Annotated in this window: 24 protein-coding genes; 10 read left to right on the top strand and 14 right to left on the bottom strand. The window is 67.5% G+C overall.

From position 1 onward, the window contains the following. Positions 1 to 27 precede the first annotated feature (27 nt). The 5 genes from C8N44_RS14985 to C8N44_RS14965 all read right to left on the bottom strand — a co-directional run bounded on the left by C8N44_RS14985 (position 28) and on the right by C8N44_RS14965 (position 5413). Positions 28 to 1542 carry a UxaA family hydrolase gene (locus C8N44_RS14985; RefSeq protein ID WP_107977580.1) on the bottom strand — a complete coding sequence of 505 codons (1515 nt, stop codon included), beginning with the start codon at positions 1540 to 1542 and terminating at the stop codon, positions 28 to 30. A 17-nt stretch (positions 1543 to 1559) separates the two neighbouring features. After that, the gene (locus C8N44_RS14980; protein WP_244641100.1) at positions 1560 to 2570 is read right to left on the bottom strand and encodes a zinc-binding alcohol dehydrogenase family protein; all 1011 of its coding nucleotides are present in this window, start codon (positions 2568 to 2570) and stop codon (positions 1560 to 1562) included. Next, positions 2567 to 3343 (bottom strand): ATP-binding cassette domain-containing protein, encoded by a 777-nt coding sequence (locus tag C8N44_RS14975; RefSeq protein ID WP_107977579.1) that lies wholly within the window; start codon positions 3341 to 3343, stop codon positions 2567 to 2569. Before C8N44_RS14975 ends, C8N44_RS14980 begins: the two co-directional genes overlap by 4 nt. 64 nt (positions 3344 to 3407) lie before the next feature. Further along, positions 3408 to 4346, bottom strand: coding sequence for an ABC transporter substrate-binding protein (locus tag C8N44_RS14970; protein WP_107977578.1), 939 nt, complete (start codon positions 4344 to 4346; stop codon positions 3408 to 3410). A 41-nt stretch (positions 4347 to 4387) separates the two neighbouring features. Next, positions 4388 to 5413, bottom strand: a complete 1026-nt coding sequence (locus C8N44_RS14965; protein WP_107977577.1) for an ABC transporter permease — start codon at positions 5411 to 5413, stop codon at positions 4388 to 4390. Positions 5414 to 5557: 144 nt separating this feature from the next. On the opposite strand from C8N44_RS14965, the gene C8N44_RS14960 reads away from it, so the two are divergent. Continuing rightward, entirely contained in the window at positions 5558 to 6460 is a 903-nt protein-coding gene (locus C8N44_RS14960) for a GntR family transcriptional regulator (RefSeq protein WP_107977576.1), read from the top strand. On the opposite strand, the gene C8N44_RS14955 is transcribed toward C8N44_RS14960, so the two are convergent. Both C8N44_RS14955 and C8N44_RS14950 read right to left on the bottom strand, forming a co-directional pair. Then, positions 6434 to 7414, bottom strand: coding sequence for an aldo/keto reductase (locus tag C8N44_RS14955; protein WP_107977575.1), 981 nt, complete (start codon positions 7412 to 7414; stop codon positions 6434 to 6436). The two genes, C8N44_RS14960 and C8N44_RS14955, sit on opposite strands and share 27 nt — an antisense overlap. Beyond that, positions 7411 to 8505 carry a mannitol dehydrogenase family protein gene (locus tag C8N44_RS14950; protein WP_107977574.1) on the bottom strand — a complete coding sequence of 365 codons (1095 nt, stop codon included), beginning with the start codon at positions 8503 to 8505 and terminating at the stop codon, positions 7411 to 7413. Before C8N44_RS14950 ends, C8N44_RS14955 begins: the two co-directional genes overlap by 4 nt. A 65-nt stretch (positions 8506 to 8570) precedes the next feature. Here C8N44_RS14950 and C8N44_RS14945 point away from each other — a divergent pair, with 65 nt between their 5' ends. The 7 genes from C8N44_RS14945 (at position 8571) to C8N44_RS14910 (ending at position 14108) form a co-directional block, all read left to right on the top strand. Then, positions 8571 to 9389 (top strand): amidohydrolase family protein, encoded by an 819-nt coding sequence (locus tag C8N44_RS14945; protein ID WP_107977573.1) that lies wholly within the window; start codon positions 8571 to 8573, stop codon positions 9387 to 9389. Between the two features lie 11 nt (positions 9390 to 9400). Continuing rightward, a complete protein-coding gene (locus C8N44_RS14940; protein WP_107977572.1) occupies positions 9401 to 9730 on the top strand; it encodes an L-rhamnose mutarotase in 330 nt (109 codons plus the stop codon). Between the two features lie 613 nt (positions 9731 to 10343). Next, positions 10344 to 10628, top strand: coding sequence for an alginate lyase family protein (locus C8N44_RS14930; RefSeq protein ID WP_107977571.1), 285 nt, complete (start codon positions 10344 to 10346; stop codon positions 10626 to 10628). Positions 10629 to 10883: 255 nt separating this feature from the next. After that, positions 10884 to 11945 carry a methionine ABC transporter ATP-binding protein gene (locus C8N44_RS14925; RefSeq protein ID WP_107977570.1) on the top strand — a complete coding sequence of 354 codons (1062 nt, stop codon included), beginning with the start codon at positions 10884 to 10886 and terminating at the stop codon, positions 11943 to 11945. Continuing rightward, positions 11935 to 12609 carry a methionine ABC transporter permease gene (locus C8N44_RS14920; RefSeq protein WP_107977569.1) on the top strand — a complete coding sequence of 225 codons (675 nt, stop codon included), beginning with the start codon at positions 11935 to 11937 and terminating at the stop codon, positions 12607 to 12609. The genes C8N44_RS14925 and C8N44_RS14920 overlap by 11 nt, the downstream gene beginning before the upstream one ends. A 28-nt stretch (positions 12610 to 12637) precedes the next feature. Beyond that, the gene (locus C8N44_RS14915) at positions 12638 to 13411 is read left to right on the top strand and encodes a MetQ/NlpA family ABC transporter substrate-binding protein (RefSeq protein WP_107977568.1); all 774 of its coding nucleotides are present in this window, start codon (positions 12638 to 12640) and stop codon (positions 13409 to 13411) included. Between the two features lie 301 nt (positions 13412 to 13712). Next, the gene (locus tag C8N44_RS14910; RefSeq protein WP_107977567.1) at positions 13713 to 14108 is read left to right on the top strand and encodes a GtrA family protein; all 396 of its coding nucleotides are present in this window, start codon (positions 13713 to 13715) and stop codon (positions 14106 to 14108) included. 296 nt (positions 14109 to 14404) lie between these two features. On the opposite strand, the gene C8N44_RS14905 is transcribed toward C8N44_RS14910, so the two are convergent. The 3 genes from C8N44_RS14905 to xylF form a co-directional block, all read right to left on the bottom strand. Further along, the gene (locus C8N44_RS14905) at positions 14405 to 15169 is read right to left on the bottom strand and encodes an ATP-binding cassette domain-containing protein (protein ID WP_107977566.1); all 765 of its coding nucleotides are present in this window, start codon (positions 15167 to 15169) and stop codon (positions 14405 to 14407) included. Beyond that, a complete protein-coding gene (locus tag C8N44_RS14900; protein WP_107977565.1) occupies positions 15169 to 16458 on the bottom strand; it encodes a sugar ABC transporter permease in 1290 nt (429 codons plus the stop codon). Before C8N44_RS14900 ends, C8N44_RS14905 begins: the two co-directional genes overlap by 1 nt. A 74-nt stretch (positions 16459 to 16532) precedes the next feature. Continuing rightward, positions 16533 to 17564, bottom strand: coding sequence for a D-xylose ABC transporter substrate-binding protein (gene xylF, locus C8N44_RS14895; RefSeq protein WP_107977564.1), 1032 nt, complete (start codon positions 17562 to 17564; stop codon positions 16533 to 16535). A 199-nt stretch (positions 17565 to 17763) separates the two neighbouring features. Here xylF and C8N44_RS14890 point away from each other — a divergent pair, with 199 nt between their 5' ends. After that, positions 17764 to 19032, top strand: a complete 1269-nt coding sequence (locus tag C8N44_RS14890) for an ROK family transcriptional regulator (protein ID WP_107977563.1) — start codon at positions 17764 to 17766, stop codon at positions 19030 to 19032. Next, entirely contained in the window at positions 19029 to 20537 is a 1509-nt protein-coding gene (locus C8N44_RS14885; protein ID WP_107977562.1) for a CRTAC1 family protein, read from the top strand. Before C8N44_RS14890 ends, C8N44_RS14885 begins: the two co-directional genes overlap by 4 nt. A 1-nt stretch (position 20538) precedes the next feature. On the opposite strand, the gene C8N44_RS14880 is transcribed toward C8N44_RS14885, so the two are convergent. The 4 genes from C8N44_RS14880 to C8N44_RS14865 form a co-directional block, all read right to left on the bottom strand. After that, positions 20539 to 21852, bottom strand: a complete 1314-nt coding sequence (locus C8N44_RS14880; RefSeq protein ID WP_107977561.1) for a cytochrome-c peroxidase — start codon at positions 21850 to 21852, stop codon at positions 20539 to 20541. After that, complete coding sequence (locus C8N44_RS14875) at positions 21849 to 22487, bottom strand: SGNH/GDSL hydrolase family protein (protein WP_107977560.1); 639 nt, start codon at positions 22485 to 22487, stop codon at positions 21849 to 21851. Before C8N44_RS14875 ends, C8N44_RS14880 begins: the two co-directional genes overlap by 4 nt. 64 nt (positions 22488 to 22551) lie before the next feature. After that, entirely contained in the window at positions 22552 to 23439 is an 888-nt protein-coding gene (locus tag C8N44_RS14870) for a sugar kinase (protein ID WP_107977559.1), read from the bottom strand. Then, positions 23436 to 24128, bottom strand: coding sequence for a GntR family transcriptional regulator (locus tag C8N44_RS14865; protein ID WP_107977558.1), 693 nt, complete (start codon positions 24126 to 24128; stop codon positions 23436 to 23438). Before C8N44_RS14865 ends, C8N44_RS14870 begins: the two co-directional genes overlap by 4 nt. Positions 24129 to 24171 lie beyond the last annotated feature (43 nt).

Here is a 24171-nt window from a genome sequence, read left to right as displayed (position 1 = left end):
GTCTTTCCTTGTATTGCTCTTGGACGCTCACATCACCGCGCCGATCTGCCAGGGCACGAATTCCACCGCGCCGAAGCCCTGCGCCTCGCTCTTGGTTTCCTCGCCCGAGGCGACGCGCAGCATCAGATCGAAGATCTCGCGACCCTTCTCCTCGAGCGTCACGCCCGAGAGGATGTCGCCGCAATTCACGTCCATGTCCGGCTCCATCCGCTTCCAGAGGTCGGGGTTGGAGGCGATCTTGATGCAGGGCACGGGCTGGTAGCCCGAAACGCTGCCGCGCCCCGTGGTGAAGGCGATGAGGTTCGCACCGGATGCGGTCTGTCCGGTGACGGAACAGGGATCGTAGCCGGGGCTGTCCATGAAGACGAAGCCGGGCCGGTCGATGGGTTCACCGTACTTGTAGACGCCCGCAAGCGGCGCCGCGCCGCCCTTGGCCACGGCGCCGAGGCTCTTTTCCAGGATCGTGGTCAGGCCGCCGCGCTTGTTGCCGGGCGAGGGGTTGTTGTCCATCTCGCCGAAGTTGCGGGCGGTGTAGTCCTCCCACCACTCGATCAGGTCAATGAGCTTGCGGCCCGTGGGTTCGTCCACGGCGCGGCGGGTCAGCAGGTGTTCCGCGCCATAGATCTCCGACGTCTCCGACAGTATCGAGATGCCGCCGTGGCGCACCAGCAGGTCCGAGGCCATGCCGAGCGCCGGGTTGGCGGTGATACCCGAGTAGCCGTCCGAGCCGCCGCACTGCATCCCGAGCGTGAGATGCGCGACCGAGGCTTCCTCGCGCGTGGCCTTGTTCGCCTCGGCGGCAAGCTCGCGCAGGATGGCCACGCCGCGATCCACCGTGGCGCGGGTGCCGCCGGTCTGCTGGATCGTCATGTAGCGGAAGCGCGCGTCGTCCTTGAGCGCCTTGCGGTCGATGAGGTCGGGGATCTGCATGACCTCGCAGCCCAGCCCCACCATGAGGATCGCGCCGAAGTTGGGATTGTGCCCGTAGCCCGCAAGCGTGCGGAACAGCGTCTCGTAGCCCTCGCCCTTGCCGGACATGCCGCAGCCGGTGCCGTGCACGATGGGGACGATGCCGTCGACGTTGGGAAACTGGGCCAGCAGGTCCTGCCGGTTGGCTTGCTCGGCGATGAAGCGCGCGACGGACCCCGCGCAGTTCACCGAGGTCAGGATGCCGAGGTAGTTGCGGGTGCCCACGCGCCCCGAGGGGCGGTGGAAGCCGCGGAAAGTGGCGGGCGCCTCGACCGGCGGCAGGACCTGTGCCGCCTCGCCGAAGCCGTAGCCCTGCCGGTGCTGTCCCATGCCGAGGTTCTGTACGTGGACATGCGCGCCGGCGGCGATTGGCGCCGTGGCGGTGCCGATGATCTGGCCGTATTTCACGACGTTCTCACCCGCCGCGACGGGCCGCAGGGCGACCTTGTGGCCGGCCGGGATGGGCTCGGCCGTGGCGACGCCAGGGGCAATTTCGGTGCCGGGGGTGATGGCGGTGAGCGCCACCATGATGTTGTCCGCCTCGTGCAGGCGCAGGGCGATGGGACTGGTCATATGGGCCTTCGGCTTTGTCACGGTGTGACGATGATCTTGACGATGTCCTCGCGGCTGGCGGCGAGGCTGGGGAAACGGTGGGGCAGGTCTGCGAGCGGGACAACCTCCGACGCGATTGCGTCGGTGGGAATATGCCCGTCGCGGATCGCCTGCATCACGCGATCGAAGTCGGACTTGAGCGCGTTGCGGCTGCCGATGATGCGGGCCTCGCGCTTGTGGAACTCGGGGTCAGAAAAGCGCAGGTCGTCCTTGACCACGCTGACCAGCACAGTGCTGCCACCATGGGCCACCAGCGGAAAGCCCGCTTCGATCGCCTTGGCGTTGCCGGTGGCGTCGAAGACCGCGTCGAAGCCTTCGGCAAGCTCGCCTTGCAAGATCGTGTCGCCGGGCCGGTGCAACTGGTCGAAGCCGAAGAGGCGCTGCGCCGTCTCCAGCCGTTCGGGGCTCAGATCCATCAGGTGCACCTTGGCCCCGGCGAGCCTCGCAAAGAGCGCGGTGCCAAGCCCGATGGGGCCCGCGCCAGTGACAAGCACGATGTCGCCTTCGCCGATACCCGACCGCGCGACCGCGTGGGCGCCGATGGCTAGGAATTCGACCATGGCGGCCTGCTGGGGCGTCAGCCCCTGGGCGGGGTAGAGGTTGCCGCGCGGCACCGAAAGCTGCGCGCACATCCCGCCATCGCGGTGAACGCCCAGGACCGAGATCGCCTTGCAGCAGTTGGGCTTGCCACGCCGGCAGGCGCGGCAGGTCCCACAGGAGATATAGGGGTTGACGACCACCAGTTGCCCCGCGTCCGGCCCCGAGGCGATGGTGCCCGAAAGCTCGTGCCCGATCACGCGGGGATAGTCGAGGTAGGGGTGCTTGCCCTCGAAGATGTGGTAGTCCGTGCCGCAGATGCCGATGGCGGCGATGTCGACAAGGACATGGCCCGCGGGCGGGTCGTCGGGCAGGGGGCGTTCTTCGGTCCGGAATGTGCCCGGTTCGGCGCAGACGCCGCAGGTCATGGTGCCGGAGGCGAGGTCCTTCATTGCGCCGCCTCCAGGTTACGGGCGGACCAGTCGGCGGGCAGCTCGCCCTTCACGATCAGGCTCAGGACGTCGTCCTTGCTCACTTCCTCGATGGCGTGCGCGCCGACGATGCGGCCCTTGTTCATCACCACCACGCGATCGCAGAGGTCGAAGACGTCATGCATGTCGTGGCTGACAAGGAAGATGCCGATCCCCTCGGCGCGCAGTTGCCGGATCAGGTCTGCGACCATCGCGGTCTCCGAGGGGCCGAGCGCCGCCGTCGGTTCGTCCATGATGAGGATCTTGGTGTCGAAGTAGATCGCACGGGCGATGGCGATGACCTGCCGCTGGCCGCCGGACAGGCTCGAGACCGGATCGCGCAGGTTCTTGAAATTCGGGTTCAGCCGGGCCAGCACCTCGCGCGCTTCCTCGAGCATCCGCGCGTCGTCGAGGTTGCCGAAGCGGGTCTTCAGCTCGCGGCCCAGGAACAGGTTCTTGGGCGCGTCGAGGTGATCGGCGAGCGCCAGCGTCTGGTAGATCGTCTCGATCCCCACGGCGCGGGCGTCGTTGGGTTCGGTGAACTGCACGGGCTGGCCGCCGACGCGGATTTCGCCCCCGTTGGGGATCATGGCGCCCGAGAGGATGCGCATGAGGCAGGACTTGCCCGCGCCGTTATGGCCGAGCACGCCCACCACTTCGCCGGGCCAGAGGTCGAGCGAGACATGCTCGACGGCGCGGACGCCCCCGAAGTGCTTTTCGATGTCGATCATCTCGACCAGGGGATGTTCGGTCATGTCGGGGCCTTTCCCTGCGGCGGCTGGGTGGTCCGGGGGCGGGCAGCCCGCCCCCGGGTTCGGATCAGTAGAGGACGTTCTGCGCCTTGTCGGAGTCGATGTTGCCATCGTCGACCATCACCACGCCGGTGTTGATGAAGTCGTCCACGCTCTCTCCCTCGAGCAGGTCGATCACCGTGTTCACGCCCATCTCGCCCATGGCGAAGGAGCCCTGCACGGCGATGGCCTCGAGCACGCCGTCGCGCACGAATTCCTGCAGGTCGGCGTTGCCGTCGAAGCCGAGCGCGACCAGCTGGCCGGCCTTGCCCGACTGCACCAGCGCGCGGCCCATGCCGACGGCAGTGGGTTCGTTGGCGCCAAAGATGCCGACAAGCTCGGGGTTGGCGGAGAGAACGTCGGTGGTCTGGTTGAGCGCGTTGGCCATCTGCGACTGCGAGTAATAGGGGCCTACAATCTCGAGGTTCGAGTTGGCCTCGACGTAATCGGTGAAGCAGCCCACGCGGCCGATCTCGGAACCCACGCCCGCGACGTAGGACATGATGGCGACCTTGCCCTCGGTCCCGGCCTCTTCGATCATGCGCTGGGCGACCTGTTCGCCGGCGGCGCAGTTGTCCGTCGAAAGGAATGCCTGGTAGGTGCCCTCGGCACTTTCGCCAAGCGCGCTGTCGATGATGACAACCGGGATCCCGGATTCGTAGGCGCGCTTGACCGCGGGGGCGAGCGCCTCGGGGTCGGACGGGGCGAGCACGATGCCCGACACACCACGGTTTATGGCGTTCTCGACAAGGTTCACCTGGTCGGAAATCGCGCTTTCGGTCGCCGGTCCGTCAAAGCTCATGGTGTGCTCGGACTGGCCCTCGATGGCCGCGGACGCGCCCTTGTTCACGTTCTGCCAGAAATTCGAGCTGGTCGTCTTGACGATGACGGCGATCTCTCCCGCACTGACGGTCCCCGCCGCAAGCGCCATTGCCGAAGTCAGCAGCCCTAGTTTCACGAATTTCATCTCTTCCTCCTCCACTGTTGAGATGTCGTACCCGTCCGGCTTCAGGGCCGGTTGCGGATCTGGTCGATCCAGACGGCGCCGATCACGACGAAGCCGATCACGATCTGCTGGATGAAGGCGGAGACGCCCGCCATGTTGAGCCCGTTCCGCAGGATGCCGATGATGAAGGCGCCGATCATGGTGCCCGACACGCCGCCCACGCCGCCCGAGAGCGAAGCGCCGCCGATGACGGCCGCCGCGATGGCGTCGAGTTCGTACATCACGCCCTCGCTCGGCTGGGCTGTGACAAGGCGCGACATCAGCACGTTGCCTGCAAGGCCCGCCAGCGCGCCAGACATGACGTAGGCATAGAGCTTGGCGCTGTCGACGCGCACGCCCGACAGGCGGGCGGCCTCCTCGTTCGATCCGGTGGCATAGATATGGCGGCCGATCTGGCGGCGGCGCAGCAGGTAGGCCGCGCCGATCGCCACGATCAGCAGCAGGATGGCGGGGTAGGGGATGCCGGGGAAGACGACGCGTGGAAAGCCGTTTTCGCGCATCTCGACCACGCGGAAGAGCGCACCGTTGCCAAGGACGCCGAAGGCCTCGCCGAGCTGCGAAATGGGCGCCGCACCGGTCAGTTGCAGCGCGATGCCGCGTGCGATCAGCATCATGCCGAGCGTGGCCACGAAGGGCGGGATGCGCAGCCGGGTGATGACGAAACCGTTGAAGGCCCCGCAAAGCCCGCCGGCGATCACGCCGAGCGTCATGGCGGGCACCACGGGCAGTCCGACCTTCACGCTCATCCCGGTGATGACGCCCGAAAGGGCCAGGACCGAACCCACCGACAGGTCGATGCCGCCGGTGATGATGACCATGGTCATGCCGATCCCCAGCAGCCCGATCACCGAGGTCTGGAGCAGCACCGTCAGCGTGTTGTTCACCGACAGGAACGCGGGGCTCGCCAGCGCGAAGCCGAACACGAGAAGCAGGAGCGTGAGCAGTGCGGAAAGCTTGTGAAGCTGGGCTGCGCCCGGCGTGAGGGTCTTGAGTGTATAGAACCCCGCAGGCTTGCTTGCGTCCGACATCGGGCCTCCCCTTCTCGATGTGCATTTAATAATTAAGAACTGTATCCATCGCCGCTTGATTCCGGTCAATAGTTTTTTATAATTTTGAACTGTATTGTTTGAAACCCGGTGGACGCTCCGCCGCGAGGGAAAGTAAAAGGCCACATGGCAAGAAGCGACACGCGGTTCCGCGCCGCCTACAACCAGGTGCTGGACTACTGCGAGGGGCAGCCCGCGGGCGCGCACATCCCGTCCGAGGCCGCGCTGTGCGAGATCGCGGGCGTCAGCCGCACGGTCATCCGCCGATGCCTCTCCCGTCTTCAGGAGGCCGGGATCATCAGCTGGGACGGGCGCGAAAAACGCATCCTGCGCGCGCCCGCCGAGAGTGACCGCATCGACCAGCCCGAACCCACGGCCGGGGGCGCGGACCTCGAAGAGCGGTTTCTCGACTGGGTGCTGCGCTTCGACGTGCCCGCGGGCACGACCCTGTCGGTGGCCGAGCTGTCGCGCACCTTCTCGGTCCCGCAGCACGAGCTGAAGGAGTTCCTTGCGGGCCTCAGTCGCTTCGGCCTCGTGTCGCGCCGTCCGCAGGGCGGCTGGACGCTGCTGGGCTTCACCAAGGAGTTCGCGGTGGAGCTTTCGGATTTCCGGTCCGTGCTGGAGCTGAACGCCGTGGCACAGGCGGTCGAGGCCCCGGTGGACCATCCGCTGTGGGCGAAGCTTGCCGAGCTGCGCGACAGGCACCTCGACCTCAAGGCGCGGATCGACCGCGACTACCACGCGTTTTCCAAGCTGGACGAAGGCTTTCACCAGGCGATCAACTCGGTCGTGAAAAACCGCTTCGTGGCCGAGTTCCAGAAGGTGATTTCGCTGATCTTCCACTACCATTTCATGTGGGACAAGACCGAGGAAAAGATCCGCAACGCCGCCGCCATCGACGAGCACCTTGCGATCATCGACGCGCTCGAGGCGCGCGATGGCCCCGCCGCGCAGGAGGCGGCGCGCCGCCACCTGCGGACGTCGAAGACGACGCTGCTGTCGTCACTGCGCCATCACGACCTCGGATAGCATGGCCTCGGCCTCGGGCGGCAAGGGCTGCGCGATGGCGTCGAGGTTGCGGGTCAGCGAAGAAGGCTTCGCCGTGCCCAGCAGGACCGACGCCGCCGCCGGGTGGCGCAGTCCGAAGTGCAGGGCGGCCGTGGCGAGCGGAATGTCCGCGCCCTCGGCCCGCTCCTGAAGCGCGGCCACGCGATCCAGAACGTCACGCGGCGCGGGGCCATAGTCGTAGGTCGCGCCCTCGACCGGGCCGGTGGCCAGGATGCCGGAGTTGAAGATCCCGCCGAGCACGAGGCTGGTCCCGGCTTCGCGGCAGGCGGGCACCAGTGCCGCCTCGGCGCTGCGGTCGAGCAGCGTCAGCCGTCCGGCCAGCAGGATCACGTCGATGGGGCCGTGGGCCATCACGTCGAGGCACACTTGGCATTCGTTCACGCCAAGGCCGAAGGCGCGGATGCGGCCCTTCTCCTTGAGTTTCGCCAGCCGCTCGTAGCCGGAGCCGAGGAAATCCTCCAAGTGGCCCGCGTTTGCCGCGCCATGGGTGTATTCGCCGATATCGTGCACGTAGACGATCTCGAAGACATCCCGCCCGAGCCGCTCCATGCTCTGCTCGAGGCTCTCTTCGATGCCGTCGCCGGAATAGTCGTAGCGCACGTCGTTCTGCGCCGGGTTCACGAAGCCGTCGGCCTCGGTGATCGGGGACTTGGCTGGGCTGAGGATACGCCCGACCTTTGTCGAGACCACGGCTCCCTCGCGTCCCTTCAGAAAGCGGCCCAGCCGTTCCTCGGCCAGCCCGCGCCCGTAGTGCGGGGCGGTGTCGAAGTAGCGGATCCCGGCGTCCCATGCGGTCTGCAGGACCGCCTGCACGTCACCCTCGCTGGCCTCGCGATAGAGGTTGCCGGCACTTGCCGTGCCGAAGGACACTTCGGTCACCTGCACGTCGGTGCGGCCGATCTTGCGGGTCTTCATGCGTCTTCTCCCTTCAGCGCGGCCTCGAGCCGTGGTTTCGGGCTGGTGTCGCCTCTCGCGCGCGCCCAGTCGACGAAGGCCCCGATGCGGCGGCGCAGCTTCTCGCCGTGGTTCTGGGCGATGTCGGCGATGCGGTGGTCGAGGAAGGGGTTGGCGAAGCGGTCGAGCGTAATGGAGATGTAGTCGTCGAGCCCTCCGGTCTCTCCGGCGGCCTCGAAGCCGGGCCGGACCTCCTGCTCGTACAGTCCGCGCAGTGCGGCGGTGCGGTCGGGGTCGGCCATGACCTCGCGCACGAAGTCGGGACTGCGCCCCTCCTCCAGCCAGCGCGAGACCAGCCAGGTGTGCCCAAGGTTGAGGACAAAGAGCTTCTTCCGCTCGATCAGCCCGAGGTCCGACACCACCTGCACCGACGGGTGGTCGCAGGGGGCGCTGACGCCGGGGCCGTCCTCGATCGCCCAGAGCGCGTAGGGCTCGGCCACGGCACCCGCGGGCTCCAGCGGCTCGGACACGATCCGGTCGACGAGCGAATTCACCCAAATGACCTCTTCGGCCAGCCAGTCGCGGTAGCGCGCGTCCATGCGCTGGGCCACCTCGAGCACGAGTCCCTTCAGGACGGTGCCGTTGTCCTGCACCAGCTCGGTCGGCATGATCTGCGGCGCCTTTCCGCCCGCCTCGAAGCGCGCGCGCAGCAGGTGGGCAAGCTTGGCCGGGTAGGACATTGCCGGATCGAGCGTGGGACCGGTGTCCTCGGCGCGTGGCTTAAAGCCTGCGTCGGCGGTGTTCGACAGGATCACCTGCGCCTCCTCGGCAACGATGCGGGTGATCTCGGCCATGTCGGGCGCGAAGGTGAGACCGCGCGCGATGCTGTCGACGCGGGTCGCGCGGTCAACCTGCTGCCCGTCCTCGATGCCGCGCACGTGGACCTCGTAGCCCTCGGCCAGCGCGTGAAGCCGCTTGGTGCGGGACGGATCGCCCGAGGTCTGCACCACCGTCACGGGCCGCGTGCCGGGCATCGCCTCGGACAGGAACAGGTCGGCGTGCGCCTGCAGGAAGCGGCTCGTGCCGAACTGGAGAATGGGTGTGATTGACATGGCTCCTCCCCACTGAATATAGTTTGTTATTATTTAGAACAAAACGCTACGGCAAGGATAAAACCGTGATCGACGCCCATCAGCACTTCTGGCGCATCTCGCGCGGCGACTATTCCTGGATGGACGACAGCGTCGCGCAGATCCGGCGCGACATCCTGCCGACGGATCTTGCCCCGCTGACAGAGGCCGCGGGCGTGACGGGGACCGTGCTGGTGCAGGCCGCGCCGACGGTGGAAGAGACGCTCTTCATGCTCTCGCTGGCCGAGGATTCCACGCTTGTGCGCGGCGTTGTCGGCTGGATCGACCTCGAGGGAGACGTACAGGCGCAGCTCGACCGGATCGCGCACCCGGCGCTGCGGGGCATCCGACCGATGCTTCAGGACATCGAAGAGACCGATTGGATCCTGCGCGAAGACGTGGTCGCAGGCCTCCGGAAGGTTGCGGCAGCGGGGTTGCGGCTCGATGCGCTGATCGTGCCGCGCCACTTCGGCGTCATCGACGCACTGGCGCACCGCGTGCCCGAACTGCCCATCGTGGTGGATCACTGCGCCAAGCCGGTCTTCGACGGCGACGATCCGGGGCTGGCGTGGCGCGACGGGATGGCGGCGCTGGCGGCGCATCCGCAGGTTTTCTGCAAGCTTTCGGGGCTGGCCAATGAATACGGGCCCGGCTGGTCGGCGGCGGCGCTGCGGCCGGTCTTCGACCACGTGCTGGCCTGCTTCGGCCCCGACAGGATCATGTGGGGCAGCGACTGGCCGGTGCTGGAGCTCGCGGGCGACTATGCGGGCTGGGCGGCCTGCGCGCAGGAGATGGCCGCGGGCCTGCCGGAGGCGGCGCGCAAGGCCATCTTCGGCGGCACGGCGGCGCGGTTCTACGATATCTGAGGGAGACTGCCATGCAGCGGATGGGGCTGGTGATCGGGATCGATCCCGACAAGATCGACGAATATAAAAGGCTGCATGCCGAGGCATGGGAAGGGGTGCTCGATCGGCTGCGGGCCTCGAACATCACCAACTACTCGATCTTCCTGCGGCAGCCCGAGAACCTGATGTTCAGCTACTGGGAGTATGTCGGCACGGACTTCGAGGCCGACAATGCGGCCATCGCCGCCGACCCGGTGACCCGGGAGTGGTGGGCGATCTGCGGGCCGATGCAGCGCCCGCTCGACAGCCGGGCCGAGGGGGAATGGTGGGCCTCGATGGAAGAGGTCTTCCACCTCGACTGAGACCGGACAAAGGGGTGTCCCGGGCAGGGACACTTTTTTGATATTACGATTTCAATGGGTTGCGAGATCGCTTTAACCGATCGTTAGCTTTTGCGACGCGGGTGTGCCGTGCCACGGCGCCTTTGGTCGGCCACCGCCAGTGAAACCGCCGCCGGTCCGTCCGAGAGCAAGGCGGCGGCTTGCGACGTGGACCCATATGCAGCAGCCTTCGACACCTTCGCCGTGTCCTCGGTCCCGTGTCTCCCTGAGGTTGAGTGGTGAGCCCGAGCCCGCACCGCGTCGGACTGGCGGGCTGAACTGGTTGGGTGGGAGGATCCAGCGGGCCGAGACGGGACGACGGGGCGCGGGACCTCTTGGGGCTGCCCGAGGCCACGGCGGAAATGGTTGGCGACCTGAAACGCGGCCTCGCGCGCGTCGCCTTTCGGGCCACTTCCCCGAGTTTCTCCGCGAAAGCACTGCCATCGAGGACTACTACGATCCCGGCCTGATCGTTTCCGGCTCGCACGACGACAAGACCGAGACCTTTCTGACTGACCTCAATCGTGACTTGTCGTGCGAGATGAGCCGCGGCCCGCGTGCGCTGCACTATTAGCTGCACGCCGCGGCACCGCTTGTGGTCAGCGCAGCGCTGCTCGACGACGACGGCTATAGCCTATTTGAGACCGGCGACGGGGGTAGCCACCGCGTCGTCGAATTCACCCCGCGCGCTTTCGAGAACCCCGAACTGGTGACCGAGGCCGCGGGCGAGGAACAGACCTGCTTTGCTGGAGACGACGAACTTGCCGCCTTCGAGCCGGCCTGGGCAGACGCCTACCTGTCGCCCTTCGAGGCACCGGAACTCACCGAATTCGTCGAGGAATACCGCCCGCTCGACAACACCGAGCTGGGGACAGCCTGAGCGCGATCTGGTAACAATATACCCCCGCTCCGCGTCTGCGGGGCGGGGGCATTCCGCTCGAAAGCACGTGAAAGTGACGTAAGGTCACATCCAAGATTGCCGCCCGTGCCTCAAGCGCGGGCGGCAGCCTGTTGTTTCGGCAGGCACATTTCTTTGGCGAAGTTTCCGTGACAGAAGCTACCGATCGGGTTGTCCCTCCCGCGCCGTTGGGCTCTACCGCCGCCGACAGCAACAACCGGAGGCACCCGAAGCGGTATGAAGACGGACACCACGACAGGCGCGGCCATTTCCTTCGACAACGTCGGCAAGGCGTTTCCGAAGAAGGGTGGCGGCAGCGTCATGGCGCTGGACGACATCTCCCTTAGCGTCGAGCCCGGCACGATCACCGGCATCATCGGGCGATCGGGCGCGGGCAAGTCGACCCTGCTGCGCATGGTCAACGGTCTGGAAAAGCCGACATCGGGCAAGGTCACCGTCGCGGGACGCGACGTGGGCGCGGCCACAGGCGCCGGCCTGCGCGAGATCCGCCGCGAGGTCGGCATGATCTTCCAGCACTTCAACCTGCTCGCCTCGCGCACCGTTTACGAGAACGTCGCCCTGCCGCTGGAAATCTCCGGCACGCCCTCGCGCGAGATCCGCAAGCGCGTCGACGATCTGGTCGCCCGCGTCGGGCTCGAGGACTTCCGCAACCGCTACCCGGCCGAGCTTTCCGGTGGGCAGAAGCAGCGCGTGGGCGTCGCCCGGGCACTTGCCACGCAGCCCAAGGTGCTGCTCTCGGACGAGGCGACATCGGCGCTCGACCCCGAGACGACGCAGACGGTTCTCGAGCTTCTGGCCGACATCAACCGCGATCTCGGCCTGACCATCCTGCTCATCACGCACGAGATGGCCGTGGTGCGCGACATCGCCAGCCACGTGGCGGTCATCGAGGATGGCAAGATCGTCGAGGACGGCTCGACCTACGACATCTTCACCGATCCCAGGCATCCCACGACCAAGAGCTTCCTGTCGGGCGTGACCGGCGTGACCCTGCCGCAGTTCATCGCGCGCGACCTGACCGAGACGCGCCCCAAGGGCCCTTCGCGCGAGGTGATGCGCATCACCTTCGTGGGCGACAACGCCACCGACCCGCTGCTTGCGAAGATGAGCACGGAACTCGGCCTGCAGGTCAACATCCTCGCCGGCGCCGTGGAAGAGATCGGCCCGCGTCCCTTCGGGAACCTGCTGATCTCGGTCGAGGCCGACCGGGCCGAAGAGGCGCGCAATTTCCTCGAACACAACCAACAGCGGACGGAGGTGCTCGGCTATGTCGGCTAACCTGATCAATATGCTGATGGAGGCGACCTGGCAGACCATCTACATGGTCGCCATCTCGACGCTGCTGGGGGCCATCGGCGGCCTGCCCATCGGTGTCTTCCTCGCCTGCTCGCAGAAAGGCGAACTGCTCTCGGCCCCGGCGGTGAACAAGGTGCTGGGCGTCGTCGTGAACGCGACCCGCTCGGTCCCCTTCATCATCCTCGTGGTGGCGATCATTCCCTTCACGCGGCTCGTCGCGGGCACCTCCATCGGCACCACGGCGGCCATCGTGCCGCTGACCATCGCCGCGGTGCCCTTCATCGCGCGGCTGGTCGAAAACGCCATCCGCGAAGTGGACAGCGGCCTGATCGAGGCCGCGCGCTCCATGGGCGCCACGCCCATGCAGATCATCCGCAAGGTGCTGATCCCCGAGGCGCTGCCCGGGATCACGCTGGGCCTGACGCTCGCCGTGGTCAGCCTTCTGGGCTACTCGGCCATGGTGGGCGCCGTCGGCGGCGAGGGGCTCGGCGACCTCGGCATCCGCTACGGCTACCAGCGTTTCATGCCCGAGGTGATGGGACTGGTCGTCCTGATCCTCGTCGTCCTCGTGCAGCTCGTGCAGACCATCGGTGAATGGATCGCACGCCGCGTGGACAAGCGGGCGCCCAGCAATCGCGGCGCCTGACCCAACCCGACCAAGAAGGAGTAATCCCATGAAGACACTCACGACCTTTGCTTCTGTACTGGCCATGACCGCCGGCATGGCCGCCGCGCAGGATATCAGCGTGGGCGTGTCCCCCGGCCAGCACGGCGAGATCATGGAAGTGGTCGCCGAGGTGGCCGCCGAGGACGGGCTGAACATCGACGTGGTCGAATTCTCGGACTACGTGGTGCCGAACCAGGCGCTAGCCGATGGCGACATCGAGGCCAACAGCTTCCAGCACCGCCCCTACCTCGAGCGCCAGATGGCGGACCGCGGCTTCGACCTCGTCGAAGTGGGTACCACCATCAACACGCCCATGAGCCTCTATTCCGAGGAATACGCCTCGCCCGAGGAAATCCCCGACGGCTCCACCATCGGCATCCCGAACGATCCCACCAACGGCGGCCGCGCGCTGCTGGTGCTCCAGCAGAAGGGCCTTCTGACGCTCGCCGATGGCGTGGGTCTCGTGCCGACCGTGCTCGACATCGCCGAGAACCCGCGCAACATCCGCATCCAGGAGCTCGACGCGGCCCAGCTGCCGCGCTCGCTGCAGGACCTCGACGCGGCGATGATCAATACCAACTACGCCATCGCCTCGGGTCTCGACCCGGTGAACGATGCCATCGCCACCGAAACCGACAGCCCCTACGTGAACATCATCGTGGTGCGCGCCGGTGACGAGGACGAGCCCTGGGTCGAACCGCTGGTGAATGCCTACCACTCGGAACGGGTGAAGCAGTTCATCGAGGAAAAGTACAACGGCACCGTGCTGACCTCCTGGTAAGCGCGGCGGGGCCCCGGCCCCGTGGTCAGATCGCAGGCGGCCGGTCCCCCGCGGGGCCGGCCGTATCGCGTTTTGCCGGGCGGTTTTCCCGTTGGGGCGCGGTGCGCCGCTGTGACGTGACAGCGCGTGTCGCGAGGAAGTTTCATTTGGGCTGTTGTGGTTTGGCGCCAGACACGCCAAGAGGTGCGGCGGCAGCCGGGAGCTGCCCGCGCCCTCCCGGGCTGAGACACCAGGGGTAGATGACAGCTTGCGGAACATACAGGCAGGAAGCGAAGGCGTCCTCGGAACCAGGACCCGGCACATGCGTCTGAGGATCGGAATGCGCCAGGTGTTCTGGTTCTCGATCGCGGGCGGGCTTGCCTTCCTGACCGACGCCGCCATCGTGACCGCGCTGACCAACGAGGGCTGGCTCCGTCCCGAGGTGGCGCGTCTGCCATCCTTCCTGGCTGCCGTTTTCGTGACGTGGATCGTGAATCGCTTCGTGACCTTCAGGACCGGCAACGGGCCGAGCTTCAGGGAGTTCTTCGTCTACCTGCTGGCGATGTCGGTGGGGCTGGCGGTGAACTACGCGACCTACCTGGTGCTCCTGTGGTTCTTCAACGTGACCTACGAGAACCCGGTGCTCGCTCTGATCCCGGCCTCTCTGGCCGGGACGATCGTGAATTTCGCGACTTCCAAGAAGGTGCTCGACCGCTAGGTCGGGAAGGAAAGCCGATCCAAAGCCGCCCATCGCAGCCGCGCGCGGTGGCGATCCGGACCGTCGATCCTCTCGTTTTATCTCCGTAAACACGGAAGACCTCGACACGAGGCACCGAGCCCGACCAAATCGCCGCCGCGTGGGGGCGCGGTCATGCCGGAGGCCTGCTTCCAGCATGACGATGCGCGGCGGGCCTGCGGCCCTCGATTCCGCGCTTGAGGCTTCGCGCTCGAGCGGTGGCTTGATGAAAAAAGCCGCCCCGAGGGGCGGCTTTCCTGTGTCCCGTGACAGTCCACTCAGGCGGCGAGGTGCTCCGGCGTCTTGCCGGCGATGATCATCGCCAGCAGGTCGTCGGTGCTCACCTCGTCCACGTTCACGATCCCGACAAGCTCGCCGTTCTTCATGACGGCGGCGCGGTCGCAAAGCTCTTTCACCTGATGCACATCGTGGTCGATGAGGAAGATCCCCAGCCCCTCGCGCTTCAGCTCCTGGATCAGCTCCGCCACCATCTGCGTCTCCTGCGGGCCAAGCGCCGCGGTGGGCTCGTCCATGATCAGGATCTTCGCCTCGAAGTAGACCGCGCGCGCGATCGCCACCGACTGCCGCTGGCCGCCCGACAGGGCCGAAACTGGCGCGTCGAACTTCTTGAAGTTGGGGTTGAGCCTGCCCATGATCTTGCGCGTTGCTGCCTCCATCCCGGCATCATCGACAAAGCCCATGGGCGTCGTCAGCTCGCGTCCGAGAAAGAGGTTCGAGGCCGCATCGAGATTGTCGGCCAACGCAAGCGTCTGGTAGATCGTCTCGATGTTGAGATCCCGCGCATGGCGCGGGGTGGGGATATCCACCTTGTCGCCGTTCACGTAGATGTCGCCCTTGTCCTGCCGGTAGGCGCCCGACAGGCACTTGATGAGCGTCGACTTGCCCGCGCCGTTGTGGCCCAGAAGGCCCACGACCTCGCCCGGAAAAAGATCGACACTCACGTCCGACACCGCCTGGATGCCGCCGAAGGAGATCGAGATGTTGCGCATCTCGACAAGGGGGGTGCCGCTGCGATCGACCATCATTTGCCTCCCGTGCGCTTGCGATAGATGATGTCCACGAGAACCGCGACGACCAGCACCGCGCCGACGACAATGTTCTGGAAGGGCGCGTCGACCCCCACCATGGCCATGCCGGACTGGAGCGACTGCATGATCAGCGCGCCGAGGATGGCGCCGTAGATCGTGCCCATGCCGCCCGAAAGCGCCGTGCCGCCGATGACGGCCGCCGCGATCACGCGCAATTCGTCCAGCGTGCCGATGTCGTTGGAATGGAACGACAGACGCGCCGAGGCGACCATGCCGGCCAGCGCGCAGAGCACGCCCATGATGGCAAAGACCTTGACCGTCAGCAGGCGGGTGTTGATGCCCGAAAGCTCGGCCGCGTCGGGGTTGCCGCCGGTGGCGAAGATGTAGCGCCCAAGGCGCGTCCGGTTGGCCACGATGGTCATGACGATGGCCACCGCGATCAGCAGCAGGACCGAGTAGGGGACGCCGTAGCCCTCGGTATAGCCCTCGGGCATGGTCTCGCCCCGGGCCTCGAATGCGCGAGCGAGAACCCGGCTCGGCACCTCATAGGCATTGAGGACCGCGACGAAGCCCAGGATCAGCACCGCGGCGATGACCATGAGCACGCCCTCGGCCCACATGGGCTTCACCGGGAAGTCGTAGGCGATCCGCGCGCGCCGCGCGTTCCAGATGCCGATGCAGGCCGCGATCACCGCGATCAGCCCCAGCACCCAGCTTCCGGTCACGCCCAGCGTGCCGCCGATGCCGCCGAAAAGCTGGTAGGTCTCGTCCAGCGGACCGATGGTCTGACCTGTGGTCAGGTACCAGGCCACGTTGCGCCAGACCAGCAACCCGCCCAGCGTCACGATGAAGGCGGGGATGGTCAGGTAGCCGATCAGCCAGCCCTGGAAGGCGCCGATCACGGCACCGGTCAGCAGGCCCACGACGATGGCCACCGGCGCGATCAGCGGGTGCCCGAAGTCGAGCCCCATGTTCGGCAGAAGCTGCGTCTGCGTGATCGCCATCATGGCCGAACAGGTGGCCAGCAGCGACCCAACCGACAGGTCGATGTGGCGGGTGACGATCACAAAGACCATGCCTGTGGCCATGATCGCCACGCTGACCGTCTGGATCGTCAGGTTGAAGATGTTGCGGGGCGTCAGGAAACGCCCGTCGGTCAGCACGTTGAAGACGATGCAGACCACGATGAACGCCCCGATCATGCCCAGAAGGCGTGTATCGAGCTCGAGCGTCTTGAAGATGTTCCCGCGCTTCTGGGCGGAAGGCGCGCTAGCCTCGGCCATGGGCTTCCTCGGACTGGTAGGAGAAAAGGAAAACGGCGCGCGCCACGCGCGCGCCGGTGCCGTGTTTCAGGCGATCATTCGCAGGGGGCGGGGCCGTCCTGCACGCCCTGGCAGAGCTCGTCGAGCGTGATCCAGCCGGCGTCCACGACCACGTTCAGGTTGTCCTGCGTGACCGGCACGGGCTCGAGGAATTCGGCCCAGAGCGTCGTGCCCGCGGGCGAGGTCCATTCCTCGGCACCCTCGATGTCGCCCAGCGACGCGCCGCCGGCCAGTTCGACCGCGATTTCGGCGGCGTTGCGGCCAAGGTCGCGGCTGTCCTTCCAGACGCTGACGGTCTGGGTGCCCTGCGCGATGCGGTTGAGCGCCGCGGTGTCGGCGTCCTGGCCCGAGACCGGGATGCCCTGTAGGCCCTGCGCGGTCAGCGCCGCGACCGCGCCGCCGGCGGTGCCGTCGTTGGAGGCCACGACCGCGTCGACCTCGTTGTCGTTGGCGGTCAGGATCTGTTCCATGTTGCGCTGGGCGTTCGCCGGAAGCCACTGGTCGGTGTAGGCCTCGCCGACGATGGTGATGTCACCCGCGTCGATGGCCTCCTGCAGGACCTCCTGCTGGCCGCCGCGCAGGAAGTCGGCGTTGGGATCGGTGGGCGAGCCCTTGATCATCACGTAGTTGCCGGTGGGCTGCTCCTCGAGCACCGCGCGGGCCTGCATCCGGCCGACCTCGATGTTGTCGAAGGTCAGGTAGAAGGCGCGGGGATCCTCGATCAGGCGATCGTAGCCCACCACCGGGATGCCGTTGTTGTCGGCAAGGTCCACGGCGGGAATGATCGCCTGGCTGTCCTGCGCAAGGATGATCAGCGCGTCCGCGCCCTGGCTGATGAGCGATTCCACGTCCGAAAGCTGTTTCGAGGATGAGGACTGCGCGTCTGCCGAGATGTAGGTGGCGCCAGCCTCTTCGAGGGCCGAGCGGATGGCGGCTTCGTCGGTCTTCCAGCGCTCTTCCTGGAAGTTCGACCAGCTCACGCCGATGGTGGGGCCGTCCTGCGCAATCGCGGCAGTGGACAGGCACGTGGTCGCCAGTGCTGCGGCGAGCAGCGTACGTCTTTGCATGTATTCCTCCCTAAGCGAAATCCGGCACCAGAAGGCGCGGACCTGTCATTTATGATGACCGATTAAATTCACGTGTCAAATTTAATCTTTGCCCTTTTGCCTGATCAGGACGTATGTTCGACGAAAAGCAGGGGATATGGAGGCCGTATCGTGTTGCGGTGCGGCATGGGAGGTCCCTTAAGTTTGGGAGGCGAACGAAATGGAGGCTGAGCCGCAGGCCATCGTGCCCACGGCCCGTTGTGGCCCGATGATGGTCGAGCCCGAGGTGGTCTCGCGGCCGCTGAAGCTCCAGATCTTCGAGCACGTCCGCGCGCTGGGCCCGGTGTCGCGCGCCGAGGTGGCCAAGCGGCTGTCGATCTCGCCCGCCACCGTGTCCACCCTGACCGCCGAGCTGATCGAGAGCGGTGTGCTGCGTGAAGAGGCGGTGACCCGCGATCCCGGCGACGTGGTGCGGGGGCGTCCGCCCGTGGGGCTTGCGGTGCGGCCCGAGGCCTTCATCGTGGCGGGCATCAAGCTGTCGGATCGCGAACGCACGGGAATCCTTGTGGATTTCGCCGGGCGGCAGCTGGCCGCGATCCGCATTGCCGTCGATCCCGGCGGCGTCGCCCCCGAGGCGCAGATCGACTCGCTCGTGCAGATGGTCGACGGAATGCTGGCGGAGATCGGCAAGACGCGCGTGGATCTTAGCGCCGTGGGTGTCGGCATTCCCGGCTTCGTGGAGCACGGAACGGGCCGGGTGCACTGGTCGCCGGTGCTCGACCGGCGGGACATCGATTTCGCGGCGCTGGCGACGGCGCGGCTCGGGTTGCCGGTGACAGTGGACAACGACGCGAACCTCGTGGCGCTGGCCGAGCTCTGGTTCGGGCGCGGGCGGGACAAGCCGGATTTCGCGGTGGTGACCGTGGAGCACGGCGTCGGCATGGGCGTGGTGATGAACCACCGGCTGGTGCGCGGTGCCAACGGGCTGGGGCTGGAGCTGGGCCACACCAAGGTGCAGCTCGAGGGCGCGCTCTGTCGCTGCGGGCAGCGTGGGTGCCTCGAGGCCTATATCGCGGACTATGCGCTGGCACGCGAAGCGACGGCGGCGCTGAACCTCGGGACCCGCGAACTGCCCTCCATCGCCGAACTGGTGGAACAGCTTCACGGCGAGGCGCAGGGCGGCAACGCGGCGGCGCAGTCGATCTTTCAAAGGGCAGGGCGCTACCTCGCGCTGGGGCTGGCCAACGTGGTGAACCTGATCGACCCGACGCTGATCATCCTTGCGGGGGAACGGATGCGCTACGACTACCTGCGGGCCGAGGACCTGCTGGCCGACATGCAGGCTTTCGTGATCCGCGACCCCGAGACATTGCCGCCGCTGCGCATCCACGAATGGGGGGATCTGCTCTGGGCGCATGGGGCGGCCGCGCTGGCGCTGTCGATGGTGACCGAGACCGAGATCGGCGCACCGCGCGAGGCCGTGGCATGATCCGGCTGGGCCTTGTCCTCTCGCTGGTCGCGGGCGCCGCGGCGGCCGAGCCGCGCTTTGAGCCGCGCCCCGACGCCTTCGGGCTGGAGCATGCCTATACCGGCGGGTGGGAGCATTTCGTGGGCGGCGGCGTGGCGGTCCTCGACTGCAACGGCGACGCACGTCCCGACGTGGTGGCCGCCGGCGGCACCTCGCCGTTGCGGCTCTTCGTGAACACGACCGAGGCACCGGGCGCCGCGATCCGGTTCGCACCTCGCAAGCTTTCCGGCATCACCGAGACGACCGGGGCCTATCCGCTCGATATCGACGGCGACGGGGCGCTCGACCTCGTCGTGCTGCGCGTCGGCCCGAATATGCTGCTGCGCAGTGACGGGCAGTGCGGCTTTACCGATGCCACAGAGGCCTGGGGCCTTTCTCCCCGTGACGCCTGGACCACTGCCTTTTCCGCCACCTGGGAAAAGGGGCAGGACCTACCGATGCTCGCCTTCGGCAACTACGTTGACCGCAACGATCCCGACGGCCCCTTCGAGGCCTGCGACGTGAATGCGCTCTACCGCCCGAAGACCGACACCTACGCCGCCCCGGAAATCCTCGATCCCGGCTACTGCGCGCTCTCCATGCTCATCTCGGACTGGCAGCGCAGCGGCACGCCCGAGCTGCGCATCTCCAACGACCGCCACTACTACGTGCGCGGCGGCTTCGAGGAGATGTGGCGCCTCGATCCCCTGTCACCCCGGACCGAGGAGGACGGCTGGCGCAAGGTTTCGCTTTGGGGCATGGGCATCGCCAGCGCCGACATCACCGGCGACGGGCGGCCCGAGGTCATGCTGACCTCGATGGGCGACCAGCTTCTTCAGTTCAACGAGGGCGACGCCTGGCGCAACGCCCCCTACGAGGTCGGCGCCGCAGCGCAGCGCCCCTACCAGGGCGACGATGGCCGCCCCTCGACCGGCTGGCACGCCGAGTTCGGCGACGTGGACAACGATGGCCTGCTCGATCTCTTCATCGCCAAGGGCAACGTCGACCAGATGCCCTCGAACGCCATGCGCGACCCCAACAACCTGCTGATGCAGCAACCCGATGGCACCTTTGCCGAAGTCGGCGGCGCGGCGGGGATCGGCGACGACGCGCGATCGCGCGGGGCGGCGCTGGCGGATTTCGACGGGGACGGGCGGCTCGACCTGCTGGTGCACGCCCGCCGCGCGCCGCTGAAGCTCTGGCAGAACGTGACCGAAGGCGTGGGCAACTGGGTGGCTGTCGAGCCGCGCATGTCCGGCCCCAACACCCGCGCCGTGGGCGCATGGGTCGAGCTGCGGCAGGGCGACACCGTGCATGCGCGCGAGGTCACCGTGGGCGGAGGCCACGCGGGCGGGCAGGCGGGACCGCTGCATTTCGGCCTTGGCGATGCCGAAACCGCCGAGGTCCGCGTGACATGGCCCGACGGCACCAAGGGCGACTGGCAGGAGATCCGCGCGGGCCAGGTGCTGCGCCCGACCCGCGATTGACCTAGCGCGGCACTTCGAGCCCCGAGGGCACGGTGTCGGGCACGCCCAGCCGCCCCTCGATCGAGCCAGGATCGGTCAGCGCCGCGAGGAAGGCCATGAGCGCGTCAAGCTCGCCCTCGTCCAGCGGATAGGCCTCCACATGCACCGCCTGCCGGATCGCCCCGCGCTCGCCGTCATCCGTCAGCACCGCCCAGTCGTCGGCGATGCCATCGACCTTGGGCAGCACCGCCTGCGGCGCGTAGCGATCAAGCGCCGCAACGGGATCGACGTGATCCCGCACAAAGGCGCGCAGATCGTCGTGCCCGCCCGCGTGCCCCCATGGTCCGGTCTGGGCCACGTTGCGCAGCATCGGCGTGCGAAAGGCATAGGCATCTTCCTCGCGCCCCGTGACCCGCATCCGCCCCGTGTCGCGCTGATGGCTCTCGAACCGCGCGGCCTTGCCGGGACCAAGCTGCGGCGCGCCCATGGCGTGGAACTGCTGGTCGCTCAGAAGCGGCCCGGAATGGCAGTCGGCGCAGCCCGCCTCGCCGTAGAACAGCGCCATGCCCTCGGCCGCGGTCTCCGTCAGGTCGGTCTCGCCGCGCAGGTGGCGGTCAAAGGCGCTGTCCGCGGCCTGCCACTCGAAGGCCATGAAGGCGGCGATGGCGTTGGAGATGTCGGTAAAGCCGATCTCACCCCCGCTGCCGATCTCCGGATAGACCGCCGCGAAGCGTTGGCGGTATTCGGGGATCCCGGCCACGCGCTGGGCGATCAGGTCCCAGGCCCCGCCCTCGCCGGTCAGCCGACCCTGCCGCACGGCCTTGGACACGTCGCTTTCCTGATAGTGTCCCGCCATCTCGTCGGGCGACAGCACCGGGAACATGGTCTGCGCCGAGAGGATGCCGGAAAACCCCATGACCATCTCGTCCTCGAGTGGCGTCCGCAGCCCCGAGGCGCGCGCCGCGTCCACCTCGATCCGGCCGTCGGCGAAGAGAACCCGCAGATCCCGATGCCCCATGTTGAAAAGCGGCGGCGCGTTGCGCGGGATGCGCTGCTCGGGCGGATTGTCCGCATCGCCCACCCGGTCGGGGCCAAGCCCGAGGCCGCCGTCCCCGATCCCCAGCGACACCCCGTCACCGGTGGCGAACTTGGGATGGTGGCAGGTGGCGCAAGCGACCTCGCGCCCGCCCGACAGGATCGGGTCGTAGAACAGCAGCTGCCCCAGCTCCGCCTCGGCGCGCGTCACTGCCATGAAATCCGCCGGGTCGAGCGGCCCCGGCATCTCGGCCAGGGCAGGCCCTGCCAGCAAGGCCAGCACCGGGGCCGCGCCCCTCATGGCGCCTCCGACAGGATCGACGCGCAGACCGGCGCCAGCGCCTCGCCCAGCGCGCGGGTGTCATCCGCGGACAGGTGCACGCCATCCACGGGCGAGGCCGCGCAGACCTGGCCCGCATCGAAGAACCGCGTCGCAAGCTCTCCCGCCAGCGCCGCGTAGGCGGGCGCGAATAGCTTCGACTCCTCTACCGGGCGGGTCGTCGTCAGCGGCCCGGCAGGTCCCGTCAGCAGCGGCGGCGGCGCGACGATCAGCACCTGAGGCACCGGCCAGGGCTGCGAATAGGGAAAGCTGCGCACGATCTGCACAAGTCGCCGCATCCCCGCCACCGCGCCCTCGGTCACGCCGCACAGCGCGGGCTTGAGGTCATTGGTGCCCAGCATGAGCACGACAAGATCCAGCGGGCTGTGCGAGGCAAGGCAGACGGGCAGGGCGCGCGTGCCGTTGCGGTCGCAGGGACCGGAGTGGTCGTCGTAGCAGGTGGTGCGCCCGTTCAGCCCCTCCGCGATCACGCGGAGCCCGCCCCCCAGCGCGGTGTCGAGCGCCACCGGCCACTGGTCCTCGATCGGGTGCCGCCCACCCGTGGCGGGGTCCGCGCCCCATGTCAGGCTGTCGCCGAAGGCGAGAATTGTCTTCATGTCCGTGCCGTCCTTTCGGCCCGCAGCATGCAGGTTCCCCACCGGCTTGGCGATAGGGATTTCGTCAGACCGGGACCAGCGCCCCACGTGCCGCGATGACCCGCGCCGACAGCGCGCAGCCCGCCTTGGCCGCCTGCGCCGCCTCCGCCCCTTCGAGCAGTGCGACGAGGAAGGCCCCGTTAAAGGCGTCGCCCGCAGCGGTGGTGTCGACCACCTCGGTCACCCTGGCCGGGGTAATGGTCTCGCGGCTGTCGGGGGTCCGGATGACCACAGGGTCGGCCCCATCCTTGACCACCACCAGCCCCGCGCCGGCCCCCGCGTAGCGGTCGGCGGTGGCGCTCGCGTCGGCATCGCCGAAATGCGTGGCCTCGTCCTCGTGCGAGGGCAGGGCGATGTCGCAGACCCTGGCGGCGGCCATGACCCAGCGGCGCATGGTTTCGGTGCTTTCCCAGAGCTTCGGCCGGATGTTGGGGTCGAAGGCGACCCGCACGCCGCGCTTGCGGGCGTCGTGCAGAACCTCCAGCAGGCGGGTCCGTCCCGCCTCGGGCAGGATCGCCAGCGTGATGCCGGACACCAGAGCCACGTCGCCGTCGGTCATGTCCGGCAGGACCTCGAGGTCATCGGCCAGCGTTCGGGCTGCCGAGGTGGAGCGCCAGTAGCTGAAGCTGCGCTCTCCGTCCTTCAGCGAGATCATGTAGAGCCCCACCGATCCGCCAGGACGCACGGTGAACTCGGGCTCGACCCCCGCGTCGCGCATGAACTCCTCCATGCGCCGCGAGGGGTCGTCGTCGCCCACGGCGGTCAGGTAGCCCACGCGCAGCTCCGGCCCGGCCAGTCGCCGCGCGTACCAGCAGGTGTTGAAGGTGTCCCCGGCAAAGCCCATGGCGAAGGTGCCCTCTCCGGTGGGCGCCATTTCGATCATGCATTCGCCGATGCCCAGGATACGCGTCATGTTTCGTCCTCGAAGTGTTGGCTGTGCGCGGCGCGGATCTGCGGCAGCATCACGTGGATACGTCCCAGGTGACCCCGCAGGCCCGCTTCGGCGGCATCCGGGTCGCGATCGCGGAGCGCCTGAAGGATGGCGGCGTGTTCGCGCCATGCTTCGTCGCGGTTGAAGGTGAGGGAGAGGAAGCGCACGCGGTCCATATGAGCCTTCTGCTCCTGGATGAGCCGCCAGGCGTGTTCCTCCTGTGCCGCGGCGCAGATCCGGCGGTGAAAGGCGTCGTCCTCCGCGTGAAAGCGTTCCGAGTCGCGGTCGCGGATGGCCTCGCCCTGCCGTTCGATCATGGCCTCCATCGCCGCGAAATCCGCATCGGTGGCGTGTTCGGTGGCGGCCCGGATACAGGCGATCTCGATCGCGGTGCGGATGAAGGCCGACTGTCGCACGGCGCTTTCCGAGATCTTGGTGATCAGTGTCGGCCGCTGCGGGCGGATCAGCAGGAAGCCCAGCTTCGACAGCCGGAAGAAGGCGTCGCGCACGGGTTGGCGCGAGACGTCCAGCCGGCCCGCGATCTCGGCCTCGGACACGCGCGCGCCCGGGGGCAGCTCGAAGGTCAGCACCGCGCGGTAGAGCGCGTCGAACACCTGGTCGGTGGTGCTGACACCCGGGGTGTCGAGTTTCGCGAGGGCTGAGCTTGGCATGCGGTCGGGAGGATCTGCTTTCTGTGGTCGTGCCGTTATAGGC

The sequence above is a fragment of the Allosediminivita pacifica genome (assembly GCF_003054175.1).
Lineage (GTDB): Bacteria > Pseudomonadota > Alphaproteobacteria > Rhodobacterales > Rhodobacteraceae > Allosediminivita > Allosediminivita pacifica.
This window is presented reverse-complemented; position numbering and strand designations above follow the sequence as displayed.